Annotated in this window: 17 protein-coding genes; 13 read left to right on the top strand and 4 right to left on the bottom strand. The window is 63.8% G+C overall.

The features are described 5' to 3' along the window. Positions 1-176: 176 nt before the first annotated feature. Positions 177-1,373: an HPP family protein gene (locus tag AB7A72_RS06490; protein WP_369459365.1), complete on the top strand. Its 1,197-nt coding sequence runs from the start codon at positions 177-179 to the stop codon at positions 1,371-1,373. A gap of 169 nt (positions 1,374-1,542) precedes the next feature. Here AB7A72_RS06490 and lptG read toward each other — a convergent pair whose 3' ends face one another. Next, positions 1,543-2,637 carry an LPS export ABC transporter permease LptG gene (lptG, locus tag AB7A72_RS06485; protein WP_239811846.1) on the bottom strand — a complete coding sequence of 365 codons (1,095 nt, stop codon included), beginning with the start codon at positions 2,635-2,637 and terminating at the stop codon, positions 1,543-1,545. Beyond that, positions 2,634-3,734 (bottom strand): LPS export ABC transporter permease LptF, encoded by a 1,101-nt coding sequence (lptF, locus tag AB7A72_RS06480; RefSeq protein WP_239811847.1) that lies wholly within the window; start codon positions 3,732-3,734, stop codon positions 2,634-2,636. Before lptF ends, lptG begins: the two co-directional genes overlap by 4 nt. Positions 3,735-3,757: 23 nt before the next feature. Between lptF and AB7A72_RS06475 the strand changes: the two genes are divergently transcribed. The 7 genes from AB7A72_RS06475 (at position 3,758) to AB7A72_RS06445 (ending at position 10,607) form a co-directional block, all read left to right on the top strand. Then, positions 3,758-5,332: a leucyl aminopeptidase gene (locus tag AB7A72_RS06475; RefSeq protein ID WP_369459364.1), complete on the top strand. Its 1,575-nt coding sequence runs from the start codon at positions 3,758-3,760 to the stop codon at positions 5,330-5,332. 14 nt (positions 5,333-5,346) lie between these two features. After that, positions 5,347-5,799 (top strand): DNA polymerase III subunit chi, encoded by a 453-nt coding sequence (locus AB7A72_RS06470; RefSeq protein WP_239811849.1) that lies wholly within the window; start codon positions 5,347-5,349, stop codon positions 5,797-5,799. A 3-nt stretch (positions 5,800-5,802) separates the two neighbouring features. After that, on the top strand, positions 5,803-6,540 hold the full coding sequence (locus AB7A72_RS06465; protein ID WP_313329581.1) for a hypothetical protein: 738 nt from the start codon (positions 5,803-5,805) through the stop codon (positions 6,538-6,540). A gap of 161 nt (positions 6,541-6,701) precedes the next feature. Continuing rightward, the gene (locus tag AB7A72_RS06460) at positions 6,702-7,754 is read left to right on the top strand and encodes a methionine ABC transporter ATP-binding protein (protein ID WP_239811851.1); all 1,053 of its coding nucleotides are present in this window, start codon (positions 6,702-6,704) and stop codon (positions 7,752-7,754) included. A 20-nt stretch (positions 7,755-7,774) separates the two neighbouring features. Then, positions 7,775-8,440 (top strand): methionine ABC transporter permease, encoded by a 666-nt coding sequence (locus tag AB7A72_RS06455; RefSeq protein ID WP_239811852.1) that lies wholly within the window; start codon positions 7,775-7,777, stop codon positions 8,438-8,440. Positions 8,441-8,581: 141 nt separating this feature from the next. Next, the gene (locus AB7A72_RS06450; RefSeq protein ID WP_312461722.1) at positions 8,582-9,700 is read left to right on the top strand and encodes a DUF6817 domain-containing protein; all 1,119 of its coding nucleotides are present in this window, start codon (positions 8,582-8,584) and stop codon (positions 9,698-9,700) included. A 109-nt stretch (positions 9,701-9,809) separates the two neighbouring features. Next, a complete protein-coding gene (locus AB7A72_RS06445) occupies positions 9,810-10,607 on the top strand; it encodes a MetQ/NlpA family ABC transporter substrate-binding protein (protein WP_369459363.1) in 798 nt (265 codons plus the stop codon). A gap of 81 nt (positions 10,608-10,688) precedes the next feature. Here the strand turns inward: AB7A72_RS06445 and AB7A72_RS06440 are convergent, their stop codons facing one another. Continuing rightward, positions 10,689-11,513, bottom strand: a complete 825-nt coding sequence (locus AB7A72_RS06440) for a PP2C family protein-serine/threonine phosphatase (RefSeq protein ID WP_239811855.1) — start codon at positions 11,511-11,513, stop codon at positions 10,689-10,691. A 200-nt stretch (positions 11,514-11,713) separates the two neighbouring features. Between AB7A72_RS06440 and AB7A72_RS06435 the strand changes: the two genes are divergently transcribed. After that, positions 11,714-13,753: an ATP-dependent DNA helicase gene (locus AB7A72_RS06435; protein WP_369459362.1), complete on the top strand. Its 2,040-nt coding sequence runs from the start codon at positions 11,714-11,716 to the stop codon at positions 13,751-13,753. Positions 13,754-13,828: 75 nt separating this feature from the next. Here AB7A72_RS06435 and AB7A72_RS06430 read toward each other — a convergent pair whose 3' ends face one another. After that, the gene (locus tag AB7A72_RS06430) at positions 13,829-14,638 is read right to left on the bottom strand and encodes an outer membrane protein assembly factor BamD (protein ID WP_239812684.1); all 810 of its coding nucleotides are present in this window, start codon (positions 14,636-14,638) and stop codon (positions 13,829-13,831) included. 228 nt (positions 14,639-14,866) lie between these two features. Here AB7A72_RS06430 and dnaE point away from each other — a divergent pair, with 228 nt between their 5' ends. The 4 genes from dnaE (at position 14,867) to cls (ending at position 22,872) form a co-directional block, all read left to right on the top strand. After that, positions 14,867-18,412: a DNA polymerase III subunit alpha gene (gene dnaE, locus AB7A72_RS06425; protein ID WP_239811857.1), complete on the top strand. Its 3,546-nt coding sequence runs from the start codon at positions 14,867-14,869 to the stop codon at positions 18,410-18,412. A gap of 113 nt (positions 18,413-18,525) precedes the next feature. Then, positions 18,526-18,900: an ATP-dependent Clp protease adapter ClpS gene (clpS, locus tag AB7A72_RS06420; RefSeq protein WP_021025816.1), complete on the top strand. Its 375-nt coding sequence runs from the start codon at positions 18,526-18,528 to the stop codon at positions 18,898-18,900. A 63-nt stretch (positions 18,901-18,963) separates the two neighbouring features. Next, a complete protein-coding gene (gene clpA / locus AB7A72_RS06415; RefSeq protein ID WP_312835973.1) occupies positions 18,964-21,306 on the top strand; it encodes an ATP-dependent Clp protease ATP-binding subunit ClpA in 2,343 nt (780 codons plus the stop codon). 111 nt (positions 21,307-21,417) lie between these two features. Further along, complete coding sequence (cls, locus tag AB7A72_RS06410; RefSeq protein ID WP_369459361.1) at positions 21,418-22,872, top strand: cardiolipin synthase; 1,455 nt, start codon at positions 21,418-21,420, stop codon at positions 22,870-22,872. Positions 22,873-22,874: the final 2 nt, after the last annotated feature.

Genomic DNA, 22,874 nt, shown 5'->3' with positions numbered 1-22,874 from the left:
TGACAAATTGCGTTGTGAAATGCAGCTTTTGTCGGTCATGTGCTGACAATTTGTCGCCAAATGTCTGGTGGCGATGACGATGCCGCCAGCAGGGGTGACAGCAGCGGCTGGGTCTGTAGTCCGGGGCCTGATTATGATGGCGGACCTCCCGCCTTCATCTCGCTCTCTGCCGCGCCATGTCTTCTGCACGTCCGCCATCGCCACCCAGATCTTCGCCGGGCACCACCAGCCGCCGCGCGCGGCTGCAGCTGTGGTGGCGCAACTTTTTGCCATCGGCCGCGCATGTCAACGGGCTGGAGCTGGCGCGCATGGTGGTGGGCGCGATGGTGGTGCTGTGGCTGACCGGTCTGGCCAGCCAGACCTGGGGCCAGCATGACCACACCCCCTGGCTGTTTGCCGCGATGGGGGCCAGCGCCTTGCTGCTGATAGGCACGCCATCCAGCCCGATGGCGCAACCCTGGCCGGTGATTGGCGGCTCGCTGCTGTCGGCGCTGGCGGGGTGGGTCGCAGTGCTGGTGTTTCCCGATCCGCTGCTGGCTGCGGCGGTGGCGGTGGGTCTTGCCATCATGTTGATGGTGGTGCTGCGTTGCCTGCACCCGCCGGGCGCTGCGCTGGCCATGTGGATGGCCATCCAGGGCTGGCACGATGTGTCGATCCTGCTCAACCCGGTGGCGCTGAACCTGGTCGTTCTGGTGCTGCTGGCCACCGCCTACAACCGGATGACCGGCAAGCGCTACCCCGCGCCCCAGCACAGCCAGAAGCCGCAGGCAGTGCAGCCATCGCGCGCGTCCAGCGCACACATCGAGGGCGGCGATCTGGATGAAGCACTGGCGCGGTTCAACGGCGTGCTGGATGTGAGCCGGGCCGATCTGGAAGCGCTGCTGCAGGGCGCTAGCCAGGCGGCCTTCAAGCGCACCCTGGGCAATGTGCGCTGCGAGGATGTGATGTCCCATCCGGTGCATGCGACGCGGCCGGAGAGCAGCATCAAGGATGCCTGGTCGCTGATGCAACAGCACCGGGTCAAGGCGTTGCCGGTGGTCGATGCTGCGCAGCGGGTGGTAGGTATCATCACCGCCACCGATCTGCTCAACCATGCGCTGACCGCCACCCCGGCCGCGCTCAGCAGCAAGCTCAAGCACTGGGTACTGCGCAAGAAAGACGCTGGCCAGCTGGTGGCCGACCTGATGACGGCCGAGGTCTCCCAGGTAGGCAGCTACGACCGCATAGTGGACCTGATTGCGGTCTTCTCGCGCGCCAAGCTGCACCATGTGCCGGTCGTCACCCAGCAGGGCAAGCTGGTGGGCATCATCTCCCAGACCGATCTGATGCGCGAGATGGCAGCGGCGCTGTCGCTGCCGCGTGACGATGCCTGAGCGGAAGTTTGAGTAATTGCCAAGAATTAGCAAAGCCCTGCAGTAGCGATGCTGCAGGGCTTTGCTCTTCAGAACGGGGACTCCGCCCTGGGGCATGATCGCGGGGCTGGAAAACCTCTGCAGAACCCTCGCCCGACGCAGGGAGTTTGCAGAGGGTTCCCAAGCCCCGCTACCTTCGCAGCACCAGCCAGCTGAAGGCGCCCAGTGACAGCAGCGAGTAGATCAGCCCCGGCGCAGCAGCAGTCAGCATCGGGTGCCAGTTCTGCAGGTTGCCGGCAAAGCCGAACACGTTGTTCAGCAGGAAGAAGCTGATGCCGGCCATCACGCCGCCAAACACATAGCCGGTGATGCCGCCCGAGCGGAAGTGCAGGTAGGCAAAGGGCAGGGCGAGCACGACCATCACCAGGCAGCTGATGGGGTAGAACACCTTGCGCCACAGCTCGATCTCGTAGCGTTGCGCACTTTGGCCGTTGGCCTGCAGGTGGCTGACGTAGAGGAAAAGGTCGTAGGTACTCATCTGGTCGGGCTTGAGCACGGCGGCGGCCACCATGCTGCTGGTCACCGACGTCGGCCAGTCCATCGTCTCCAGGTTCTTGACTTCGACACGCGCCTGGCGCTGGTCGCCCAGGTAGTAACGCTGCTCCTGGATGTGGTGCAACTGCCAGACGCCATTGCCAAACTTGCCACCGGCAGCGGTCAGCTGCATCTGGATGCGGCCCTGGTCATCGAAGCTGTAGACCCGCACACGCTGCAGATCGCCTTCGGGCGAGATGGCGCGCACATTGATGGCGGCCATGCCGTCCTCGCGCTTCTCGCGCAGCCAGGCGCCGGTGCGGCCGGTGCTCAGCTGGCCAAAGCGCTGGGCACGCACCAGCTGGCTCGCCTGCTCGCCGGCGGGCGCCACATAGTCGCCGATCGCAAAGGTCAGCACGACGAAAGCCAGGCCAATGCTCAGCAGGCTGCCCAGTGCCTGCCAGGGGCCCAGGCCGCTGGTGCGCAGGATGGTGAACTCCGAGGTCTGCGCCATGCGCGCCATCACAAAGATCGTGCCGATCAGCACCGTGATCGGCAGCAGCTCGTAGATGTGGTTGGGGATGTTGAGCGCCACGCTCAACAGCGCATCCTTGAGCTCATAGGTGCCGGTGCCGATCCAGCGGAACTCGTCGACGAGGTCGAAGAAAAAGAACAGCGCCAGGAACGCGAGGGTGACAAAGCCGACGGTCACGGCGATGTCCCGGTAGATCATTTTGCGGAAGGTCTTCATGCGCGGCTCCCCTTGCGGCGTACCCATTGCAGGAGCGAGAACTGCTGGTTGCGGCTGAGCAGCAAGGTCCAGGCGAGCAGGGCTGTCAAGCCGTGGATAAGAACGAATGAGAGCGGCAGCGAGGCTTTGCCCGAAGACACCCAGTTCTGGGCAAAGGTCATGAGGTTGTAATAGACGATGAAGGCAAACAGCGCAAACACCAGGCTGCTGCTGCGGCCCGCCCGCGGGTTGACGCTGGCCATGGCCAGGCCCAGCACGACAAAGTTGATCGCGGCAATCGCCAGACCCAGGCGGTAGCCCAGCTCGCCCAGCAGGCGGGGCTCCTCACTGGCCATCAGCTGGCGGGTGGGGATGTTCTTGACGGCGCCCATGTCATTGGGGTCGATCGTGGCAGCACTGCCGATGCGGGTACCGTATTCCTTGAAGTCACTGACCTTCAGCCCGGGGTTGTCCTTGGTCTTCTCGACGCGCTGGCCATCATTGAGCACGGCGACGCGCGCATTCTCCTGCACTTCCAGGTGTGCGCTCTTGGCGGTGGTGACGGTGTCCTTCTTCTCCTCGTTGGTCACGATGAAGACATTGCTCGCTTCGAGGTCCGAGTTGCGGTCGCGGTCGATGAAGAACACACGCGAGCCGTCGGACGATTCCTGAAATTCCCCGGGCGCGATGCGGTCGACGTCGCCGCGCTGTTCATACTGGGCGCGAAGCTGCACAATCTGCTGGTTGGCCCAGGGCCATACCAGCAGGGCCAGCACGGCGATGACCACCATGATCGGCCAGGAAAAGCGCATCAGCGGACGCAGAAAGCTGACCAGGCTTTGCCCACTGCTGAACCACACGGCCATTTCGCTGTCGCGGTACATGCGCGATAAGGTCGCCACCACGGCGATGAACAGGCAGAGGCTCAAGATGGTCGGCAGCTGGCCCAGCACGGTATAACCCATCACCAGCAACACATCGGAAGGGTTGACGCTGCCGCGCGAGGCCTGGCCCAGCACTTTGATGAGCATCATCGTCATCACCACAGTCACGAGCACCACCAAGGTGGCGCCAAAGCTGCGGGATAGCTCTTTACGGATCGAGGAATCGAATAACATTGGCGAGAAGGAAAGCACCGATTATGAACTTTGAACTCAAAACTCTGGATTTGGCTTCGGCCGCATTGCAGTCCGGCGATCTGCTGATCGTGCTGGTAGCCGACAAGCAGCCCAAAACCAGTGATGCATTGTCCACCCTGATTGCGCACGCGCAGAAAAATGGTGATTTTGAGGCAAAAACCGGCAAGTTGCTGGCCATGTATGCGGTGCCCGCCATTGAAGCCCGCCATTTGTTGCTGTTGGGCGTGGGCGACGGTTCGCCCCAGGCCGTGCGCCAGGCGCTGGCGGCCGTTTCCGGCCCGCTGACGCGCGAGGGCATCGGGCGCGCTGCCGTGGTCAGTGCCCAGCCGTTGGCCGACGCCGCTTTGCACGCGCTCGTGCAATGTCTGGCCGACAGCACCTATCTTTACCGCACCACCAAGCCGTCGGCCAAGGCGGTGGGACTCCAGTCCGTGGTGCTGGGCGCGCCCAATGCTCCGGCGCTGGGCCAGGCGTTTGAAGTGGCCAATGCCACCGCGCAAGGCGTGGCCTTTGCCCGCGAATGGGCGAACCGCCCCGCCAACTACGCGACCCCCAAGCTGCTGGCCGAGGCCGCTGAGTCGCTGGCTGCTGATCACAAACGCATCAAGTGCAAGATCCACAAGCCTGAGGACGTGGCCAAACTGGGCATGGGCTCATTCATGGCCGTGGCCCAGGGCTCCAAGGAGCCGCTGCGCTTCATCGAGCTGCACTACCACGGCGCCAGCAAGGACAGCCAGCCGGTGGTGCTGGTCGGCAAGGGCATCACCTTTGATACCGGCGGCATCTCGATCAAGCCTGCGGGCGACATGGACGAGATGAAGTACGACATGGGCGGCGCCGCCAGCGTGCTGGGCACCTTCCGTGCGCTGGCCGAGTTGAAGCCCGAGATCAATGTGGTCGGCCTGATTCCCGCCTGCGAGAACATGCCTGATGGCGCGGCGGTCAAGCCCGGTGATGTGGTCACCAGCATGAGCGGCCAGACCATCGAGATCCTGAACACCGATGCCGAAGGCCGCCTCGTGCTCTGCGACGCGCTGACGTATGCCGAGCGCTTCTCGCCCAGCGCCGTGGTCGATATCGCCACCTTGACTGGAGCCTGCGTGATCGCGCTGGGTGCGCAGCGCAGTGGCCTGTTTTCGAACAACGACGCACTGGCCCAGGCGCTGCAGACTGCCGGCGACCAGGCGCAGGACCACTGCTGGCGCATGCCGCTGGATGACGAATATGCCGAAGGCCTGAAGACCAACTTTGCCGATGTGGCCAATGTGGGTGGCCGCCCGGCGGGGGCCATCACGGCCGCCAAGTTCCTGCAGCGCTTTGTCGGCACCATGGCCTGGGCGCATCTGGACATTGCCGGCACCGCCTGGCGCGGCGGCGCCAAGAAGGGCGCCACGGGCCGCCCCGTGGGCTTGCTGCTGCAGTACCTGCTGAGCAGCGCCCAGAGCGCAGCGCCTGCCGAGCAAGCCAAGACCGTCAAGCCTGCCAAGGCCAGCAAGACAGACAAGCCTGTGGTGCTGGACAAGCCGGGCAAGGCGGCGGTCAATATCGACGGCGCTGACAAGGCGGACGCCCAGTAAGCACAGCCTGCCTTATGACGACCTCGACGACGGTAGCGTTTCACTTCAACGCGCCCAGCAAGCTGGCCTATGCCTGCAAGCTGGCGCGCAAGCTCCAGCGCATGGACATTCCGCTGGTGGTCCTTGGTGAGCCGGCCATGGTAGCCCAGCTCGATGAGGCCCTGTGGTCCTTTGGCGGTGCCAGCCAGTTTCTGGCCCACTGCCGGGGAGACGCGGAGATGGATGTGCTGCAGCGCTCGCCGACGGTGCTGGTCAGCGATCTGGCGGGCAGCCTGCCGCACACCAGGGTGCTGCTCAACCTGGGCACGCAGATGCCTGCCGACGTGACCCGCTTCGAGCGGGTGATCGAAGTGGTCAGCGCCGACGATGAGCAGGACCGGCAGCAGGCCCGGGCGCGCTGGCGCGCCTATGCGGCCATGGGGTACGACATCGAGCGCCGCGATCTGGTGATGAAGACGGAGGACTGAGCCATGACCGAGTCCCGCATTCCCCCGAAGTTTGTGCCCACGCTGACCGAGGAAGCCGCACAGGACGCGGCCGACGCGCTGGCCCAGGGGGTGCCCGCTGGGCCAGCCGCTGCCGCTGCCGCAGCGGCTGACAGCACACCGTCCAGTGTCGACGTGTTGCGCAGGCGCCGCGATACCGATGCACCGGCCTCTGGCGCATGGGCAGCGCCGGTGCCTGCTGACGATATTGCCGATCTGCCGACCTACAGCGGCTGGGCGCAACAGACCGATGCGGCGCTGCCGCTGGGCAGTGGCGCGCAGGCCTGGGCAGCGCCTGAACCCGTGCAAGGCGAGCGTGCAGACACGCATGACCTGGTGCCAGCCTTGGCGCCAGCGCCGTTCACCGCGCTGCTGGCCGGGGCCGGGGCGGTGGTGGATGACAGCGCGGGCCTGGCGGCACCCGGCCATGTGCAAAGCTCGCAAGGGGCCGAAGGCGCCGGGGTGACCGATGCCGCCAGCCAACTGGTTGAATCGGCTGCCGAAACGGCCCAGGCGCTGGAAGACGCCATCACCCGCCGGGTGACGCGGCGTGTGCAGGAGACCCTGGATACGCGGCTGTCGGCTGCGGTGCTCAAGGTGGTGGAGCAGCAGACGGCGTTGCTGCAATCGTCGCTGCAGCTGGAGATCGACACGACCATCCGTGAGGCAGTGGCGGACGCCGTGGCTGGCATTCTGCGCGAATCCCGCGGAAAAGGCGTATAGCCATCTGCTTTTTGATATCAAAAATGACCTGCTGAAATAACCGGCGGTTGTAAAGAACTAAAATTTCGTTCTTTGCTGCTGTCTGTTGCATCGCTTACAGTACGGCTATTCACGGTTTTTCAAGCGCCCGCTTCAAGCTGCAGGGCGCTTTCTTTATTCCAATGATTGAACTACGGGGTATCACCCAAACCTATCCGGGCAAGAATGGTCCGGTCCAAGCACTGCGCGGTGTCGATCTGAGCATTGCCGCTGGTGAAGTGTTTGGCATCATCGGACGCAGCGGGGCGGGCAAGAGCTCGCTGGTGCGCAATATCAACCTGCTCAACCGCCCGACCACGGGCCAGGTGGTCGTCAATGGCAAGGAGCTGACGGCGATGGACGATGCGCAGCTGCGCGCCGCGCGCCGTGAGATCGGCATGGTGTTCCAGCATTTCAACCTGCTGTCGTCCCGCACGGTGTTTGACAACGCCGCGCTGCCATTGGAGCTGGCGGGCATGGGCAAGGCCGCGATCAAAAAGCGCGTGGACCCGTTGCTGGACCTGGTGGGCCTGGCGGCGCTGAGCGACCGCTACCCCGCGCAGTTGTCTGGCGGCCAGAAGCAGCGCGTGGGTATTGCACGCGCTTTGACCAGCGAGCCCAAGGTGTTGCTGAGCGATGAGGCCACCTCGGCGCTCGACCCGGAAACCACCCGCTCGGTGCTGGCCCTGCTCAAGCAGATCAACAAGGACATGGGCCTGACCGTGGTGCTGATCACGCACCAGATGCAGGTGGTCAAGCAGATCGCCGACCGCGTGGCGGTGATGGAGGCGGGCAAGGTGGTGGAGATGGGCTCAGTCATCGACGTCTTCACCCGCCCACAGCAACCCATCACCAAGAGCCTGATCGACGAGATCGTGCCCCAGGAGCTGCCCGCCAGCGTCATCGACCGGGTGCGCAGCCTCAATGGCGCGCTGTCCAGCGGCCAGGGCAAGCTGCTGCGCCTGTCCTATGCCGGCAACCTGGCCTACCAGCCCATTCTCTCGCGCCTGATCCGTGACTTTGGCCTGGATGTGAGCATTCTCAACGGCCAGGTCGATGAGATCCAGGACCAGACCTTCGGCTTTCTGGCGGTTTACGCCAGCGGCGATCTGGCCCAGCTCAACGCCGCAGTGGAAGCGCTGCGCGCCTCGGGCGTGATGGTGCAGGAAGTCAATACCGAGGCCTCGGCCGCCTAACACCCGCAAAGAGGTCATCGATGTTTGAGAATTTTTCTGAAATGATGCTGCAGCTGTTTGCCACCTCGTTGTGGGAAACGCTGATCATGGTCGGCATATCCGGCGTGGCCGGCGCGCTGATCGGCATTCCGCTGGGTGTGTTCCTGCGCCTGACGGACCATGGCGGCATCCTGCAAAACGGCGCCGCCAATAAGATCGTCGGCTGGCTTGTGAATGCCGTGCGCTCCACGCCCTTCATCATCTTGCTGGTGGCGATCATCCCGTTCACCCGCTTCATCACCGGCTCGTCCATCGGCACGGCCGCAGCCATTGTGCCGCTGACCCTGGCCGCAGCACCTTTCATCGCCCGCCTGGTGGAGACCTCGCTGCGTGAAGTGGACCATGGCCTGGTCGAAGCCGCGCAAGCCATGGGTGCGACCTCCTGGCAAATCGTCTGGAAGGTGCTGCTGCCCGAGGCGCTGCCCGGCATCGTCGCAGGCCTGACGATCAGCTTTGTCTCGCTGACCGGCTACTCGGCGATGGCCGGGGCCATTGGCGGTGGCGGCCTGGGCGACCTGGGTATCCGCTATGGTTACCAGCGCTTCCTGCCGGACATCATGCTGGCTGTGGTCGTCATCCTGATCGTCTTTGTGCAGCTGGTGCAAAGCCTGGGTGACTGGGCGGTGCGCCGCCTGAGCCACAAGTAATCCGCTGCTCCAAACGGTGGCCCCAGCCCATGTGCACTGCGCATGGGCTTTTTTCATCGGCAGCGGCGGCTGTCGCCCAAGGGCGTTGCACGCTGTGGGCTCTGCCTACAATGCAGCATTGCCCACGCTTTGGAGACCGCCATGAATGCCGCCTTGCCCACTGCCACCGCACATGCCTTGCCGCTGCAGGCGCTGGACCCGGCGCAATGGCTGCGGGCCAAGCCCTTGCTCGACGAGAACTGGATCCATGCCCACCCGGCGCTGGCGCGCGCCTTGCCGGTGGTGCTGGCCCGTGATGTCGGTCAGGACTGGCACAAGGCCGGCACCTTTCGCCACCATCTGCTGGGGGTGACGCGCACGCTGCAGCTGTGGCAGCAGCCCGAGGATGTCAAACTGCTGGGCCTGCTGCACAGCGTCTATGGCAACGCCTTTGTAGACCTGGTCAAGTTCGATGCGAGCAGCGAGCGCAGCCAGCTCGCGGCGCTGGTGGGCGAGCCGGCCGAGCAGCTGGTCTACGAGTTCTGTATTCTCTCGCGCGCCCAGTTTGTACAGAAGGTGCTGGCCGGTGCCATCGAGCCCGATGGCGCCGTGCTGCTGGACCACCAGGGCGCGCCACGCCGCGTCGAACCCTATACCGTGGCGGCGTTCATCATCGTCAGCATGGCCGACACCATCGAGCAGTGGTTCAGCTGGCAGGATGACATTTTCTCCAGCTTTCCGCAGGTGCCCCAGCGCCCGCAAAAGGCGCACTGGATGGCCTCGCTCTGGCCCGGCCCGATGCGGCCTAGCGGGCGCATGCTGTCGCAGATTGCCAGCCTGGGTCTGGCCTTGCAGCACCCGGGCTTGCAGGGCCTGCTGCCCACGCCGCCGGTGTTTGCCAACTGCACGCTGGGCCTGAGCGCGGCGGCCGATGCGGCGGCCGCGTCGCTGTACTGGTCGGTGATCCAGCAGGACCAGCCGCTGACCGATCTGGATGTGGCCACCGGCGTGCTGGAGCAGGCGGTGCAGCTCAATCCCTGGGTGGGCGAGCCGCAGATGGTGCTGGCCCAGCTTTACCTCAGCGCCGGGCGTGATGCCGATGCGCTGGCCGCTGCCGACAGCGCGCTGCAGTGCTTCAGCCAATGGGGCAATGCCTGGGACAAGCGCGTGCAATGGGATGCCTGGGTCGCCTGGACCCGCATCCTGCAGCAGCACGCCAGGAATGGCAACTGGCCCGAGCGCCTGGACAAGCTCAACAATGTCGCGCTGCGGCCGGAGTGACAGCGGTTTGGCAGCGGTGGGCAGGTTGTAAGCAAATGGCAAAAAGTTCTTTGTTGCGTTGCAAAATCGGGCGTACATTTCGGTATCGCATTTGAAAGGTATCGCTCCCGTGCAAAAACGTACATTGCTGCAATCCGTGCTGGCCCTGGCTTTGGCCGTCGGTGTTTCTGGCGCCGCAGTCGCACAAGACAAGGAAATCAAGATCGGCGTGACCGCCGGCCCCCACGGCCAGATCATGGAGCAGGTCAAGAAGATTGCCGAAAAAGACGGCCTGAAGATCAAGGTCATCGAGTTCAGCGACTATATCCAGCCCAACGCCGCGCTGCAGTCCGGCGAGCTCGATGCCAACAGCTACCAGCACAAGCCTTATCTGGATGCCCAGATCAAGGACCGTGGTTACAAGTTTGTCGCGGCGGCCGATACGGTCAATTTCCCGATCGGCATCTACTCCAAGAAGATCAAGAAGATCGACGAGCTCAAAGAGGGCGCGCGTTTCGGTCTGCCTAATGACCCGACCAATGGCGGCCGCGTGCTGCTGCTGCTGCAGGCCAATGGTCTGATCAAGCTCAAGGAAAGCGCTGGCTTGAAGGCCACGCCGCTGGATGTGATCGAGAACCCCAAGAAGCTGCGCTTTGTCGAGCTGGACGCCGCCCAGCTGCCGCGCTCGCTGGACGACCTGGATGCTGCTGCGATCAACACCAATTTCGCGATCTCGGCGGGTTTGAACCCCAAGTCCGATGCGATCGTCCTCGAGAGCGCCAAGAACCCGTATGTCAACATTCTGGTGATCCGCGAAGCCGACAAGAACCAGCCCTGGGTGGCCAAGCTGGTCAAGGCCTACCACAGCGAAGAGATCCGCAAGTTTGTCGACACCCAGTTCAAGGGTTCAGTGATGCCCGGCTTCTAAGCCCAGCACGCCCCAGCAAAAAGCCTCGCAGGTCACCGCTGCGAGGCTTTTGCTTTTAAGCGGTGTATCCAGCTCGGCGCTTCAGCTGCGCACTGGTGGTTTGGCCTTGGCGCGTTTGCTGCCGGGCACGACGGCCTGGGACGTTTCTGCCGGCAGGGGCTCGACCTTGACAATGGCCAGCGACATATTGTCGCCCGAGCCCGAGGCGCGCATGCGGGCGCGCTCGATCAGGAACTGGCTGGCCTCACGGGGCGAGAGCAGGCGCGTGATGGAGGAGAGCTCGTCGGGCGAGAAATAATGCCAGATGCCGTCACTGCAGGCCAGCAGCACATCGCCTTGCTTGAGCATCGGAATGCGGTGGTGGATCAGTGGCGGGTCTTCGGCAGTGCCCAGGCAGTGCAACAAGATATTCGATTGCGGGTGGTAGCGCGCTTCTTCGAGCGTCAGCTGCCCTTGGTCGACCAGGGTCTGCACATAGGAGTGGTCGCTGGTCTGGTAGAGCAGCTGTCCATCACGGAAGTGGTAGATGCGCGAATCACCGGAATGTACCCAGGCGCAGGCGCTGTTGGGCAGGATCAGAAAGGCGGCAATCGTGCTATGGGGCTCCTGCTCGGCGGCAATCGCCACCAGGCGGATCAGCAAATGGGCCTCGCGCACCAGGTTGCCCAGCATTTCTTCGGCGCTGTCCGTCTCTGGCGAGTAGCGCTCGAACACCTGCTTGGCCGTCAGCATGACCTGGTCCGACGCGGCACGCCCGCCGCTGCGGCCACCCATGCCATCGGCCACCACCGCCAGTACACAACCCTTGGCGCGCGGGTGGGCGAGCATGATGACCTGGTCCTGCTGGTAGGGCCGGTCGCCTTTGTGCAGGCCGGTGGCGGCAGAGAGACGGTAGCTATGGCTCATGCGCGAGGAGGGGTATGCCGTATGCAAGCTCGTTGAAGGGAAGGGGAATCATAGAACAGATTGCCCGGGGGGCCGCCAAAGCGGGCGGGATTACGCTGCCAACCGATGTTTGTATACCAACGCCTGGGGCGTTGCAGGCCGCCGGGCAGCGATGGCTGCCGAACGCGCTAGACTGCCATGCCCGCGAAACCGATCCATCGATGCCCTTGTCCGCCGCCTTTGCCAGTGATGCCCCGCTGCGCCTGCGCCCGCAGCAGGAGCAGATGATTGCGGCCATTGAGGCGGCCTGGGGCCAGGGCCAGCGGGTGGCGATCGAGGCGCCCACGGGCACGGGCAAGACCTATGCCTATCTGATAGCGGCCTTGGCGCGCCAGGAGCGCTTTGTGGTCAGCACGGCAACCCGGGCGCTGCAGGACCAGCTGGTGGAGCGCGACATTCCGGCGCTGCTGGCGCACCAGGGCCAGCAGCGCAAGGTCGCAGTGCTCAAGGGGCGGGAGAACTATGTCTGCCTGCATGGCCTGGAGCAGGCGCGCAGCAAGCTGCAAGGCCAGCATGCCGGCGCGCTGGCCCAGGTGAAGCGCTGGGCGCAAAGCACCCAGGGCGGTGACCTGTCCGAGCTGGACGACATCAGCCATCTGCCCCACCTGGTGCCGCATATCACGGCCAGCCATGACGAATGCATGGGCCAGCGTTGCGGCCACTTCGAGCGCTGTTTCTCCAACCAGGCCCGCGCCCGCGCCGCGCAGGCCGACATCCTGGTGATCAACCACCATCTGTTTTTCAGCGAACTGCGCCACCGCCAGATGCTGGGGGTGGGCCATGGCTTTGTGCCACTGGCGCAGACCATGGTGATGGACGAGGCCCACCAGCTGCAGGCCATTGGCCTGAAAGTGCTCGCCAAGGGCCTGAATGTGGGGGATATGCGCGACTACCTCCAGACGGTGGAGCGCGAAACCCGCGTGCATGCGCGCGGCTTTGCGCCGTGGCAGGCGCTGCAGCAGCAGGTGCAGCAGGCCATGGCGCAGTGGATGGATGCCGAGCGGCAGGCACTGGGGCCGGCAGAGGCGCCCGCGGATGCGGCGGCCCGCGTCACCAGCCGCCAGGCGCTCATCCATTTGCACAACGCGCTGTCGGCCCTGGTCGCTGCGTTGCAAGGTGTGGCCGGCAGTGCGGCCGTGGTGGCCCAGCTGGCCGGCCAGGGTGATGGGATGCTGCAGGCCTTGCGCCAGTGGGCCCAGGGGGCCGCCAAGGATCTGGTGCGCTGGTGGGATTCGCCCGCTGTGGTACGCGACGGCCCTGCCGGCGACCTGCAGACCTACGGACGCTATGCCTGGCGCCAGGGCTTCCGGGAATCGCCGCTGTGGCTGTGGCAGGCGCTGCAGGCGCTGAGCCCCCAGGTGCAGGCCAGCAGCTGGCTGGGCCAGGGGGTGCAGCGCTGGCTGTTCACCTCGGCCACGTTGGGCGATGACGATGCGCTGACCTGGTTTGCGCAGGGCCTGGGCTTGCGCAGTGACAGCAGCCAGGCCGGCGATGCGCCCTTGCTCGCGAGCCTGCGTTTGCGCAGCCATTTTGACTGGGCGCAGCAGGCCCGGCTGGTGGTGCCCCAGGGCCTGCCCGGCACGGATGCACCGGCCACCGAGCGCGCGCAGGCGCTGGCGCAATGGCTGCTGCCACACCTCAAGACGCTGGGCGGGCGCTGCATGGTGCTGTGCACATCGACGGCTGCCGTGCAGGCCCTGGCCCAGGCCTTGCGCCAGGGCCTGCAGGGCCAGGCGATCAGCGTGCTGCAGCAGGGCGAGCAGCCCAAGCGCCGCTTGCTGCAGACCATGCGCACGGCCCCCGGCAGCAAGACCGGGCGGGTGCTGGTAGGTACCTTGGGCCTGTGGGAAGGGGTCGATCTGCCCGGCCAGGCGCTGCAGCTGTTGGTGATCGACAAGCTGCCGTTCCCGCCGCGCCATGATGTGCTGCATGCGGCGCGGGTACAGGCGCTGCGCGCTGCGGGCCGGGATGCGTTTGAGCGCTATGTGCTGCCCCAGACCGCCATGCAACTGCGCCAGGGCGTCGGGCGCCTGATCCGCTCTGCCAGCGACGAGGGTGTGGTGGTGATCGCCGACGAGCGCCTGCACAGCCGCAGCTATGGCGCAGCCTTGCTGGCGGCGTTGCCGCCGCTGCCCAGCCTGGACGACGCGGCTTTGCCTGCGTTTTTGCGGGCGTTGGCGGAAAAAGCTATCCGCCCATAAGAAAACGGCTGCCGCAGTTTTTATCTTGCAGCAGCCGCTTGGCTGTCAACGCACACGCGCATCAGGCGCGCTGCATCACCACATCTTCCACCAGGGGCGGTCTTCCTTGCGGAAACCATTGGCCAGCAGGCGGGTGTTGGGGTAGCTGGCTTCCAGTACGCGCTTGGTGTCAGCGGCCATGTCGGCCATGTTCAGGCGCTCGTAGGACAGCATCAGGATATAGAGCGCGTCCTCCTGGGCGGGCACTTCCTTGTAGTCGGCGATGGCGCTTTGGGCGCGGTTGATCGCGGCCACATAGGCGCCGCGCTCGTAGTAGTAACGGGCCACATGCACTTCGTACTGGGCCAGCGAGTTCACGATGTAGCGCATGCGCTTTTCAGCATCGGGTGTGTACTTGGACTCGGGGAAGCGCGTGGTCAGCTCACGGAAGGACTCGAACGAATCCTTGGCGGCCTTCTGGTCGCGCTCGGACAGGTCCTGCTTGGACACCCAGGAGAAAAGACCCAGGTTCTCGTTGAAGTTGACCAGGCCCTTCAGATAGAGCGCATAGTCCACCCCTTCGCTGGCAGGGTGGAGCTTGACGAAGCGGTCCAAGGTGGCGATGGCCTGGGCCTTCTCGCCGCTCTTGTACTGGGAATAGGCCTTCTCCAGCTGCGCTTGCTGCGCCATCGCGGTGCCGGCAGCGCGGCCTTCCAGCTTTTCATACAGCGGAATGGCCTTGTCGAACGAGCCCGAAGAGGCCTCGTCGCGGGCTTCGGAATAAATCTTGTTCGGGCTCCAGCCGGCGGTGGGATCCACATCGGTCGATGAACAGCCTGCCAGCAAAGCGGCAAGTGCTACGGAAGCGATAGCGGGAACCTTCGATTTGGGGTACGCAAACAGCATTTTTGGCTTGAAATCCATGGACGGAAAGCTGAAGAACTGCGAGCAGCCGCAAGGCCTGCCGCGCAGCGGGGCAGCCCGTGCCGCGCCCTCTGATCTGGGCCATTGTAATCGGCGCGGGGCCTGCGCACACCATGCCGGACTTGCAGGCAGTAGGGCTGTGTAACATTCGGCCGCCGATATGCCATGGTTTGCACAGACGGTGCTGCGGCTTTCCTACAATGCAGGGATATGTTCGTACACCTTCGCATCCATTCCGAGTTTTCCATCATCGACAGCACCAATCGCGTAGGCGATCTGATCAAGTTTGCTGCGGGTGATAGCCAGCCGGCGATGGCGCTGACCGACCTGAACAGCCTGTTCGGCGCCATCAAGTTTTACAAAGCGGGCCGGGGTGCAGGTGTCAAACCCCTTCTGGGCGCCGAGCTGACCCTCGAGCCCGAGGTGGCAGGCGGGCCGCTGTCGCGCATCATCGTGCTGATCCAGAGCCAGCAGGGCTACCTGAACCTGTCGGAACTGCTGGCGCGGATCTGGATGGCCGATACCATCAAAGCGCAGCCGCAGTGCACCTGGGCCTGGCTGGAAGAGCTGTCGGACGGCCTGATCCTGCTGTCGGGCGCCCAGGCCGGCCCCGTCGGCCAGGCGCTGATGCGCGGGGACGAAAAGACCGCGCGCAGCGTGGCATTGCGCCTGGCGGGCCTGTTCCCGCACCGTTTCTACATCGAGCTGCAGCGCGCCGGCCGCGCTGACGATGAAAGCCATGTAGCCGCAGCCGTGGCGCTGGCAGCGCACCTCAAGCTGCCGGTCGTGGCCACGCACCCGGTGCAGTTCACCAAGCCTGCCGATTTTGAATCGCACGAGGCCCGTGTCTGTATTGCCGAGGGCGAGACCCTGGGCAACAAGAAGCGCGTCAAGCGCTTTACCCGCGACCAGTACCTGAAGTCTGCTGCCGAGATGGAGGCCTTGTTCGCCGACCTGCCCAGCGCCATCGCCAATACGGCCGAGATCGCCCGCCGCTGCAGCGTCACCCTGCAGCTGGGCAAGTACTTTCTGCCCGATTTCCCCACGCCCAATGGCATGCCGATCGACGCGTATTTCCGCCAGGCCTCGTTCGAGGGGCTGGAGGACCGCCTGCAACTGCTGTTCCCGAACGAGGCCAAGCGCGAGGCCGAACGGCCCAAGTATGTCGAGCGGCTGGAGTTCGAGCTGGGCATCATCTTGAAGATGGGTTTCCCCGGCTACTTCCTGATCGTGGCGGACTTCATCAACTGGGCCAAGAACAATGGCTGCCCGGTGGGCCCGGGCCGGGGATCGGGGGCCGGTTCGCTGGTGGCCTATGTGCTGAAGATCACCGATCTGGACCCGATTCACTACAACCTGCTGTTCGAGCGCTTCCTGAACCCAGAGCGCGTCTCGATGCCCGACTTTGACGTGGACTTCTGCCAGGCCAACCGGGACCGAGTGATCGACTATGTGAAGGACCTGTACGGCCGCAATGCAGTGAGCCAGATTGCCACCTTCGGCACGATGGCCGCGCGCGCGGCGATCCGCGACGTGGGCCGGGCGCTGGACATGAGCTATGGCTTTTGCGATGGCATCTCCAAGCTGATCCCGAACAAGCCGGGCCTGCATGTGACCTTGAAGTACCCGCCCAATCCTCCGAAGGACGGCGACAAGTACACCTACGCGATCAAGGAAGAGCCAATCCTGGCCGAGCGCATCGAGAAGGAAGAGGACGTCAAGACCCTGATCGAGATGGCGCAGAAGCTCGAAGGCATGACCCGCAACATCGGCATGCACGCCGGTGGTGTGGTGATCGCCCCGGGCAAGCTGACCGATTTTTGCCCGCTCTACCAGCAGCCGGGCAGCACTTCGGCGGTGGCCATGTATGACAAGGACGACGTCGAGGCCGTGGGCCTGGTCAAGTTCGACTTCCTGGGCCTGGCGACGTTGACGATTCTGGAGATCGCGCGCGAGTTCATCATCAAGCGCCACAAGGGGCAGGAAAACTTCAAGTTCGAAGAGATCCCGCTCGACGACGCCCGCACCTACCAGCTGTTTTCGGCCGGCAAGACCGAAGCGGTGTTCCAGTTTGAATCGCGCGGCATGCAGCAGATGCTGAAGGAGGCCAAGCCCAGCCGCCTGGAAGACCTGATCGCGCTGAATGCGCTCTACCGCCCGGGTCCGATGGACCTGATCCCCAGCTTTGTGGCGCGCAAGCACGGCAAGGAAGTGGTGGAGTACCCGCATCCGCTGGTCGAGAAGGTGCTGTCCGAGACCTACGGCATCATGGTCTACCAGGAGCAGGTGATGCAGACGGCCCAGGTGCTGGGCGGCTACAGCCTGGGCGGCGCCGACTTGCTGCGCCGCGCGATGGGCAAGAAAAAGGTCGAGGAGATGGTGCAGCACCGCGCGACCTTCCGGGAAGGGGCCTCCAAGATCGGCATCGACGAGGCCAAGGCCGACGAAGTGTTCGACCTGATGGAGAAGTTTGCAGGCTACGGCTTCAACAAGTCGCACGCCGCTGCCTACTCGCTGCTGGCCTACCACACCGGTTGGCTCAAGGTGCACTACACGGCAGAGTTCTACTGCGGCAATATGACCGTGGAAATGGACAACACCGACAAGCTCAAGGTGCTGTACGAAGACGCGCTGAAGATGGGCATGACCTTCGAGATGCCCGACGTGAACCGGGGCCACCACCGCTTCGAGCCGGTGACCGACAAGGTGATCCGCTATGGCCTGGGCGCCATCAAGGGCACCGGCCAGGCCGCCATCGAGGCCATTGTGGCGGCGCGCGAAGGCAAGGGCACGGGCCCCCAGGGCGATACCAAGGGGCCGTTCAAGAGCCTGTTCGACTTCTGCCTGCGCGTGGACCGCAGCAAGCTCAACAAGCGCACGGTCGAAGCGCTGATCAAGGGCGGCGCCTTTGACAGCATCCAGCTCAACCGCCGCGCGCTGATCGAATCGGTCGATGTGGCCTTCGAATTTGCCGCCACCACCCATGCCAACGCCAACCAGGGCGGCCTGTTTGACATGATGGGGGATGACGCCGTGGGATCGAGCACGCAGGAGCCGCCGCTGGCCGATGTGCTGCCCTGGGGCATCAAGGAGCGGCTGGTGCAGGAGAAGACCGCCATCGGCTTTTACCTGTCGGGCCATTTGTTCGACGAGGTCGAGCTGGAGGTGCGCCAGTTCGTGCGCACGCCGATCTCCCAGCTCAAGGACAGCCGCGAGCCCCAGACGGTGGCGGGCATCATCAGCGACATGCGCGTCATCAACGGCCAGCGCGGCAAGCTGGTGCTGTTCAAGATCGACGACAAAACCGGTGTCATCGAAGGATCGCTGGACGAGGCCACCTGGAACCGCCACAAGGAGCAGCTCAAGGACGATGAGTTCGTCATTCTGAGCGCCCGCATCGGCCAGGACCATTTCAGCGGCGGGCTGCGCGCCAAGGCCCAGCATGTCTGGGGTCTGGCCGATGCGCGCGCCCGTTTTGGCCGCTACCTGCTGGTCAACACCGACCGCCACCAGCCCGATGTTGCGCGGCTGATTCAGGAGTTTCCCGCAGTCGAGGAGCACACCGACGAGGGTGTGCTGCGCCACGGCCTCAAGATCCGCCTGGGCGTGGTCTGCGGCCAGGGCGAGGCACGGGCGGGTGTGGAGCTCAATCTGGGCGATGCGGCGCGCTTTTTCCCCAGTGACCAGGCGATGGCTGCCTGGTCCCAGGAAGCAGGCCACGAAGCCATCAAAATCGTTTACGAAAGCACTGTCTAGGAAGATTTTGCCAGGGCTGACAATACGGCTGCGCCAGTGGTTGCTGGCGCAGCCGTATTGAAGTTCATAAAAGCATCACCATCTTTGTGCATGTGGAAATTTAGCCTTATAGAATGATCTCAATGGCCACGAAACCTGTTGTTCCTCCCTCGCCGAATCTGCCTGCAACGCCCCAGCCACCGGAGGACGGTGGGGGTGCGCTGGTTGTGGAGCGCATCGCGCAGCGTGTGGAGCCACCGAAGATGTACCAGGTGGTCATGCTCAATGATGATTTCACGCCGATGGAGTTTGTGATTGAGGTGCTGCAGCATTTTTTTGGCAAAAGCCGCGAGGCGGCGACGCAGATCATGCTGAAGATCCACCTGGATGGGAAAGGCGTCTGCGGGGTGTACTCGCATGAAATCGCTGAAACCAAGGTGGCACAGGTGATGGATGCCGCCAACGGAGCAGGCCATCCGCTGCAAGCCGTATCGGAGCCTGTTGAATAACGGAATATGGTCCTCATCTAGAAGCAAGTTGAGTGTATTTGGCAAGCAATAAAGGAGTTTCAAATGATTGCTCAGGAACTGGAAGTCAGCTTGCATATGGCTTTTGTAGAAGCCAGGCAGCAGCGCCACGAATTCATCACCGTGGAGCACTTGCTACTGGCCTTGCTGGATAACCCAAGTGCTTCCGAGGTGTTGCGCGCATGCTCTGCCAATATTGACGACCTGCGCGCGTCGTTGACCAATTTCATCAAGGACAATGCCCCGCAGGTGGCTGGCGAAGACGAGGTGGACACCCAGCCCACCCTTGGTTTCCAGCGCGTGATCCAGCGCGCCATCATGCATGTGCAGAGCACCGGCAATGGCAAGAAGGAAGTGACCGGCGCCAATGTGCTGGTGGCCATTTTTGGCGAAAAGGACTCGCATGCCGTGTACTACCTGCACCAGCAGGGTGTCACGCGCCTCGACGTGGTCAACTACATCGCCCATGGCATCAAGAAGAATGACACGCCCGAGCTGCCCAAGTCCGAGTCCAGCTCGGATGCGGAAGAGGTCGGCAGCAACAACGCCGAGCGCGCTGAAAAGGCCTCGCCGCTGGAGCAGTTCACCGTCAACCTGAACCAGCAGGCCAAGGACGGCAAGATCGATCCGCTGATCGGCCGCCAGTACGAGGTCGAGCGCACGATCCAGATCCTGTGCCGCCGCCGCAAGAACAACCCGCTGCTGGTGGGTGAGGCGGGTGTGGGCAAGACGGCGATTGCCGAGGGCCTGGCATGGCGCATCACGCAAGAAGATGTGCCCGAGGTGCTGGCCGAGGCCACCGTCTACTCGCTGGACATGGGCGCGCTGCTGGCAGGCACCAAGTACCGTGGTGATTTTGAGCAGCGCCTCAAGGGCGTGCTCAAGGCACTGAAGGACAAGCCGCATGCGATCCTGTTCATCGACGAGATCCACACCTTGATCGGTGCCGGAGCTGCCTCGGGCGGTACGCTGGATGCGTCGAACCTGCTCAAGCCAGCGCTCTCGAGCGGCCAGCTCAAGTGCATTGGTGCGACCACGTTCACCGAGTACCGTGGCATCTTCGAAAAAGATGCAGCGCTGTCGCGCCGCTTCCAGAAGGTCGATGTGGTCGAGCCTACCGTGCCCGAAACCATCGATATCCTGAAGGGCCTGAAGTCGCGCTTCGAAGAGCACCACAACGTCAAGTACGCGGTGGCCGCTTTGCAGGCAGCCGCTGAGCTGTCTGCCAAGTTCATCAATGACCGCCATCTGCCCGACAAGGCGATTGACGTGATCGATGAGGCCGGTGCCGCGCAGCGCATTCTGGCGCCTTCGAAGCGCAAGAAAACCATCGGCAAGACCGAGATCGAAGAGATCGTCGCCAAGATCGCCCGCATTCCGCCGGCCAACGTCAGCAATGACGACCGCGGCAAGCTGCAGACCCTGGAGCGCGACCTCAAGAGCGTGGTGTTTGGCCAGGACAAGGCACTCGAAGTGCTGGCGTCGGCGGTCAAGATGTCCCGCTCCGGCCTGGGCAAGGTGGACAAGCCGATCGGCTCCTTCCTGTTCTCCGGCCCGACCGGCGTGGGCAAGACCGAAGCGGCCAAGCAGCTGGCGTATATCCTGGGCATCGACTTGATCCGCTTTGACATGTCCGAGTACATGGAGCGCCATGCGGTTTCGCGCCTGATTGGTGCGCCTCCCGGCTATGTCGGTTTTGACCAGGGTGGTTTGCTCACCGAGGCGGTGACGAAGAAGCCCCATGCGGTGCTGCTGCTCGACGAAATCGAGAAGGCGCATCCGGATATCTTCAATGTGCTGCTGCAGGTCATGGACCACGGCACCTTGACCGATAACAACGGACGCAAGGCGGACTTCCGCAACGTGATCATCATCATGACCACGAATGCGGGCGCCGAGACGATGAACAAGGCCGTCATCGGCTTTACCAACCCGCGCGCGGCGGGCGACGAGATGGGCGACATCAAGCGCCTGTTCACGCCCGAGTTCCGCAACCGGCTGGATGCCATCGTCAGCTTCAAGCCGCTGGACGAGCAGGTCATCCTGCGCGTGGTCGACAAGTTCCTGCTCCAGCTGGAGCAGCAACTGGCCGAGAAGAAGGTCGAGGTCACGTTCAGCGACAAGCTGCGCAAGCACCTGGCCAAGACCGGTTTCGATCCGCTGATGGGTGCACGCCCGATGCAGCGCCTGATCCAGGACACGATCCGCCGATCGTTGGCCGACGAGCTGCTGTTTGGACGCCTGACCGAAGGCGGACGCCTGAGCGTCGATTGGGACGACAGCAACGCCGACAAGCCCGAGGTGCTGCTGGACATCCAGCCGCTGCCCAAGAAGGAGCGTGCCAAGCAGGAGCCTGCCGAGCCAGAGGAAGAGCTCGCTGCCGATTGAGGCCGCACCACGCAAAGAACGAGAACAGCCGCTTGCGGCTGTTTTTTATTGCGTCTGTTCGTCACGGGGGCAGGCTACACTGAGCGGTCCCATCAACAGGAGCGCGGTGCTGTGGCGTCGTTATCTCAGTATCTGACCAAAGAAAACATTGTCGCGTTGCTGTCCGTGATCTGGCCGATCTATCTCGGCGTGGTGGGTATCTGGATACTGATGCAGCGCCGCGCGCCCGTGGCTACCTTGGGCTGGCTGCTGTCCATGGGCTCGCTGCCGGTGGTGGGGCTGATCGTTTACTACTTCATCGGTCCGCAGCGCATGAAGCGCCAGCGCATCAAACGCCTGCGCGCCCGCAACAAGAACCATGTGCGCGAGACCACGCGCCGCATCCGCGATGGCCAACCCCAGCCCCCGGTCCAGCTGCGCGAGATGGTCAAGCTGGTCGAAGCCACCTGCGGTTTCCCGATCACCTCGGCCGAGAGCGTGGAGCTGCTCAGCGGCGGCGCAGCCACGTTTGACCGCATTCTGGAGGATGTCACCCAGGCCCGCCACCATGTGCACCTCGAATACTATATTTTTGAGCCTGACCAGACCGGCACACGCCTGCGCGATGCACTGGTCGAGCGCGCCAAGGCGGGCATCAAGGTGCGCATGCTGGTCGATGCGCTGGGCTCCAAGCGGGTCAACCGCAAGTTCATCGCCCCGTTGCTGGCGGCAGGCGGCGAATTTGCGGTCTTCCACCCCACGCGGATCGGCAGGCGCCTGCGGCCGGTGATCAACTTCCGCAGCCACCGCAAGATCCTGGTGGTCGATGGCCAGATCGGCTTTACCGGTGGCGTCAACATCACCGACGAAGAGGACCGCCGCGTCAATACCTATGCCTACCATGATGTGCACCTGCGCATGGCCGGCCCCATCGTCACCTGGCTGCAGACGACGTTTTTGGAAGACTGGGCCTATGCGCTGGAAAAATCTGCCCAGGACATGCCGGCCAACCTGGACTTGCTGCTGCCCGACATGCCCGATGGCAGTCATGCGATGCAGCTGGTCAGTTCAGGCCCGGACAACCCCACCGAGCCCATCCACCGCGCCCATGTGGCCGCCATCCAGTCGGCGACCGTGCGGGTCTGGTTGACCACGCCATACTTCGTGCCGACCGAGCCCGCGATGTATGCGCTGACCAGCGCCGCACTGCGCGGCGTCGATGTGCGGCTGCTGGTGCCGGAGAAATCCGATTCGATCTTTGTGACCGCTGCGGCCCGCTCCTACTACGAGGAGCTGATCAGCGCCGGCGCCAAGGTCTACGAATACAGCGCCCGAATGCTGCACTCCAAGACCCTGGTGGTTGATGACGACCTGACCATCATCGGCACGGCCAATTTCGACAACCGCAGCTTTCGCCTGAACTACGAGGTCTGCGCGATTGGCTACGGGCCGGAGCTCAATGCCCGGCTGCAGGACCAGTTCAACACCGATCTGATGCGTTCCAAGCAGGTGGCCACGCGCCGCAAGCAGCGCTTTTTGCTGCGGCTGGGCGATTCGGTTGCGCGGCTGTTCTCACCGCTCTTGTAGTT

Source organism: Comamonas sediminis, from assembly GCF_041107495.1.
Taxonomy (GTDB): domain Bacteria; phylum Pseudomonadota; class Gammaproteobacteria; order Burkholderiales; family Burkholderiaceae_C; genus Comamonas; species Comamonas sediminis.
This window is presented reverse-complemented; position numbering and strand designations above follow the sequence as displayed.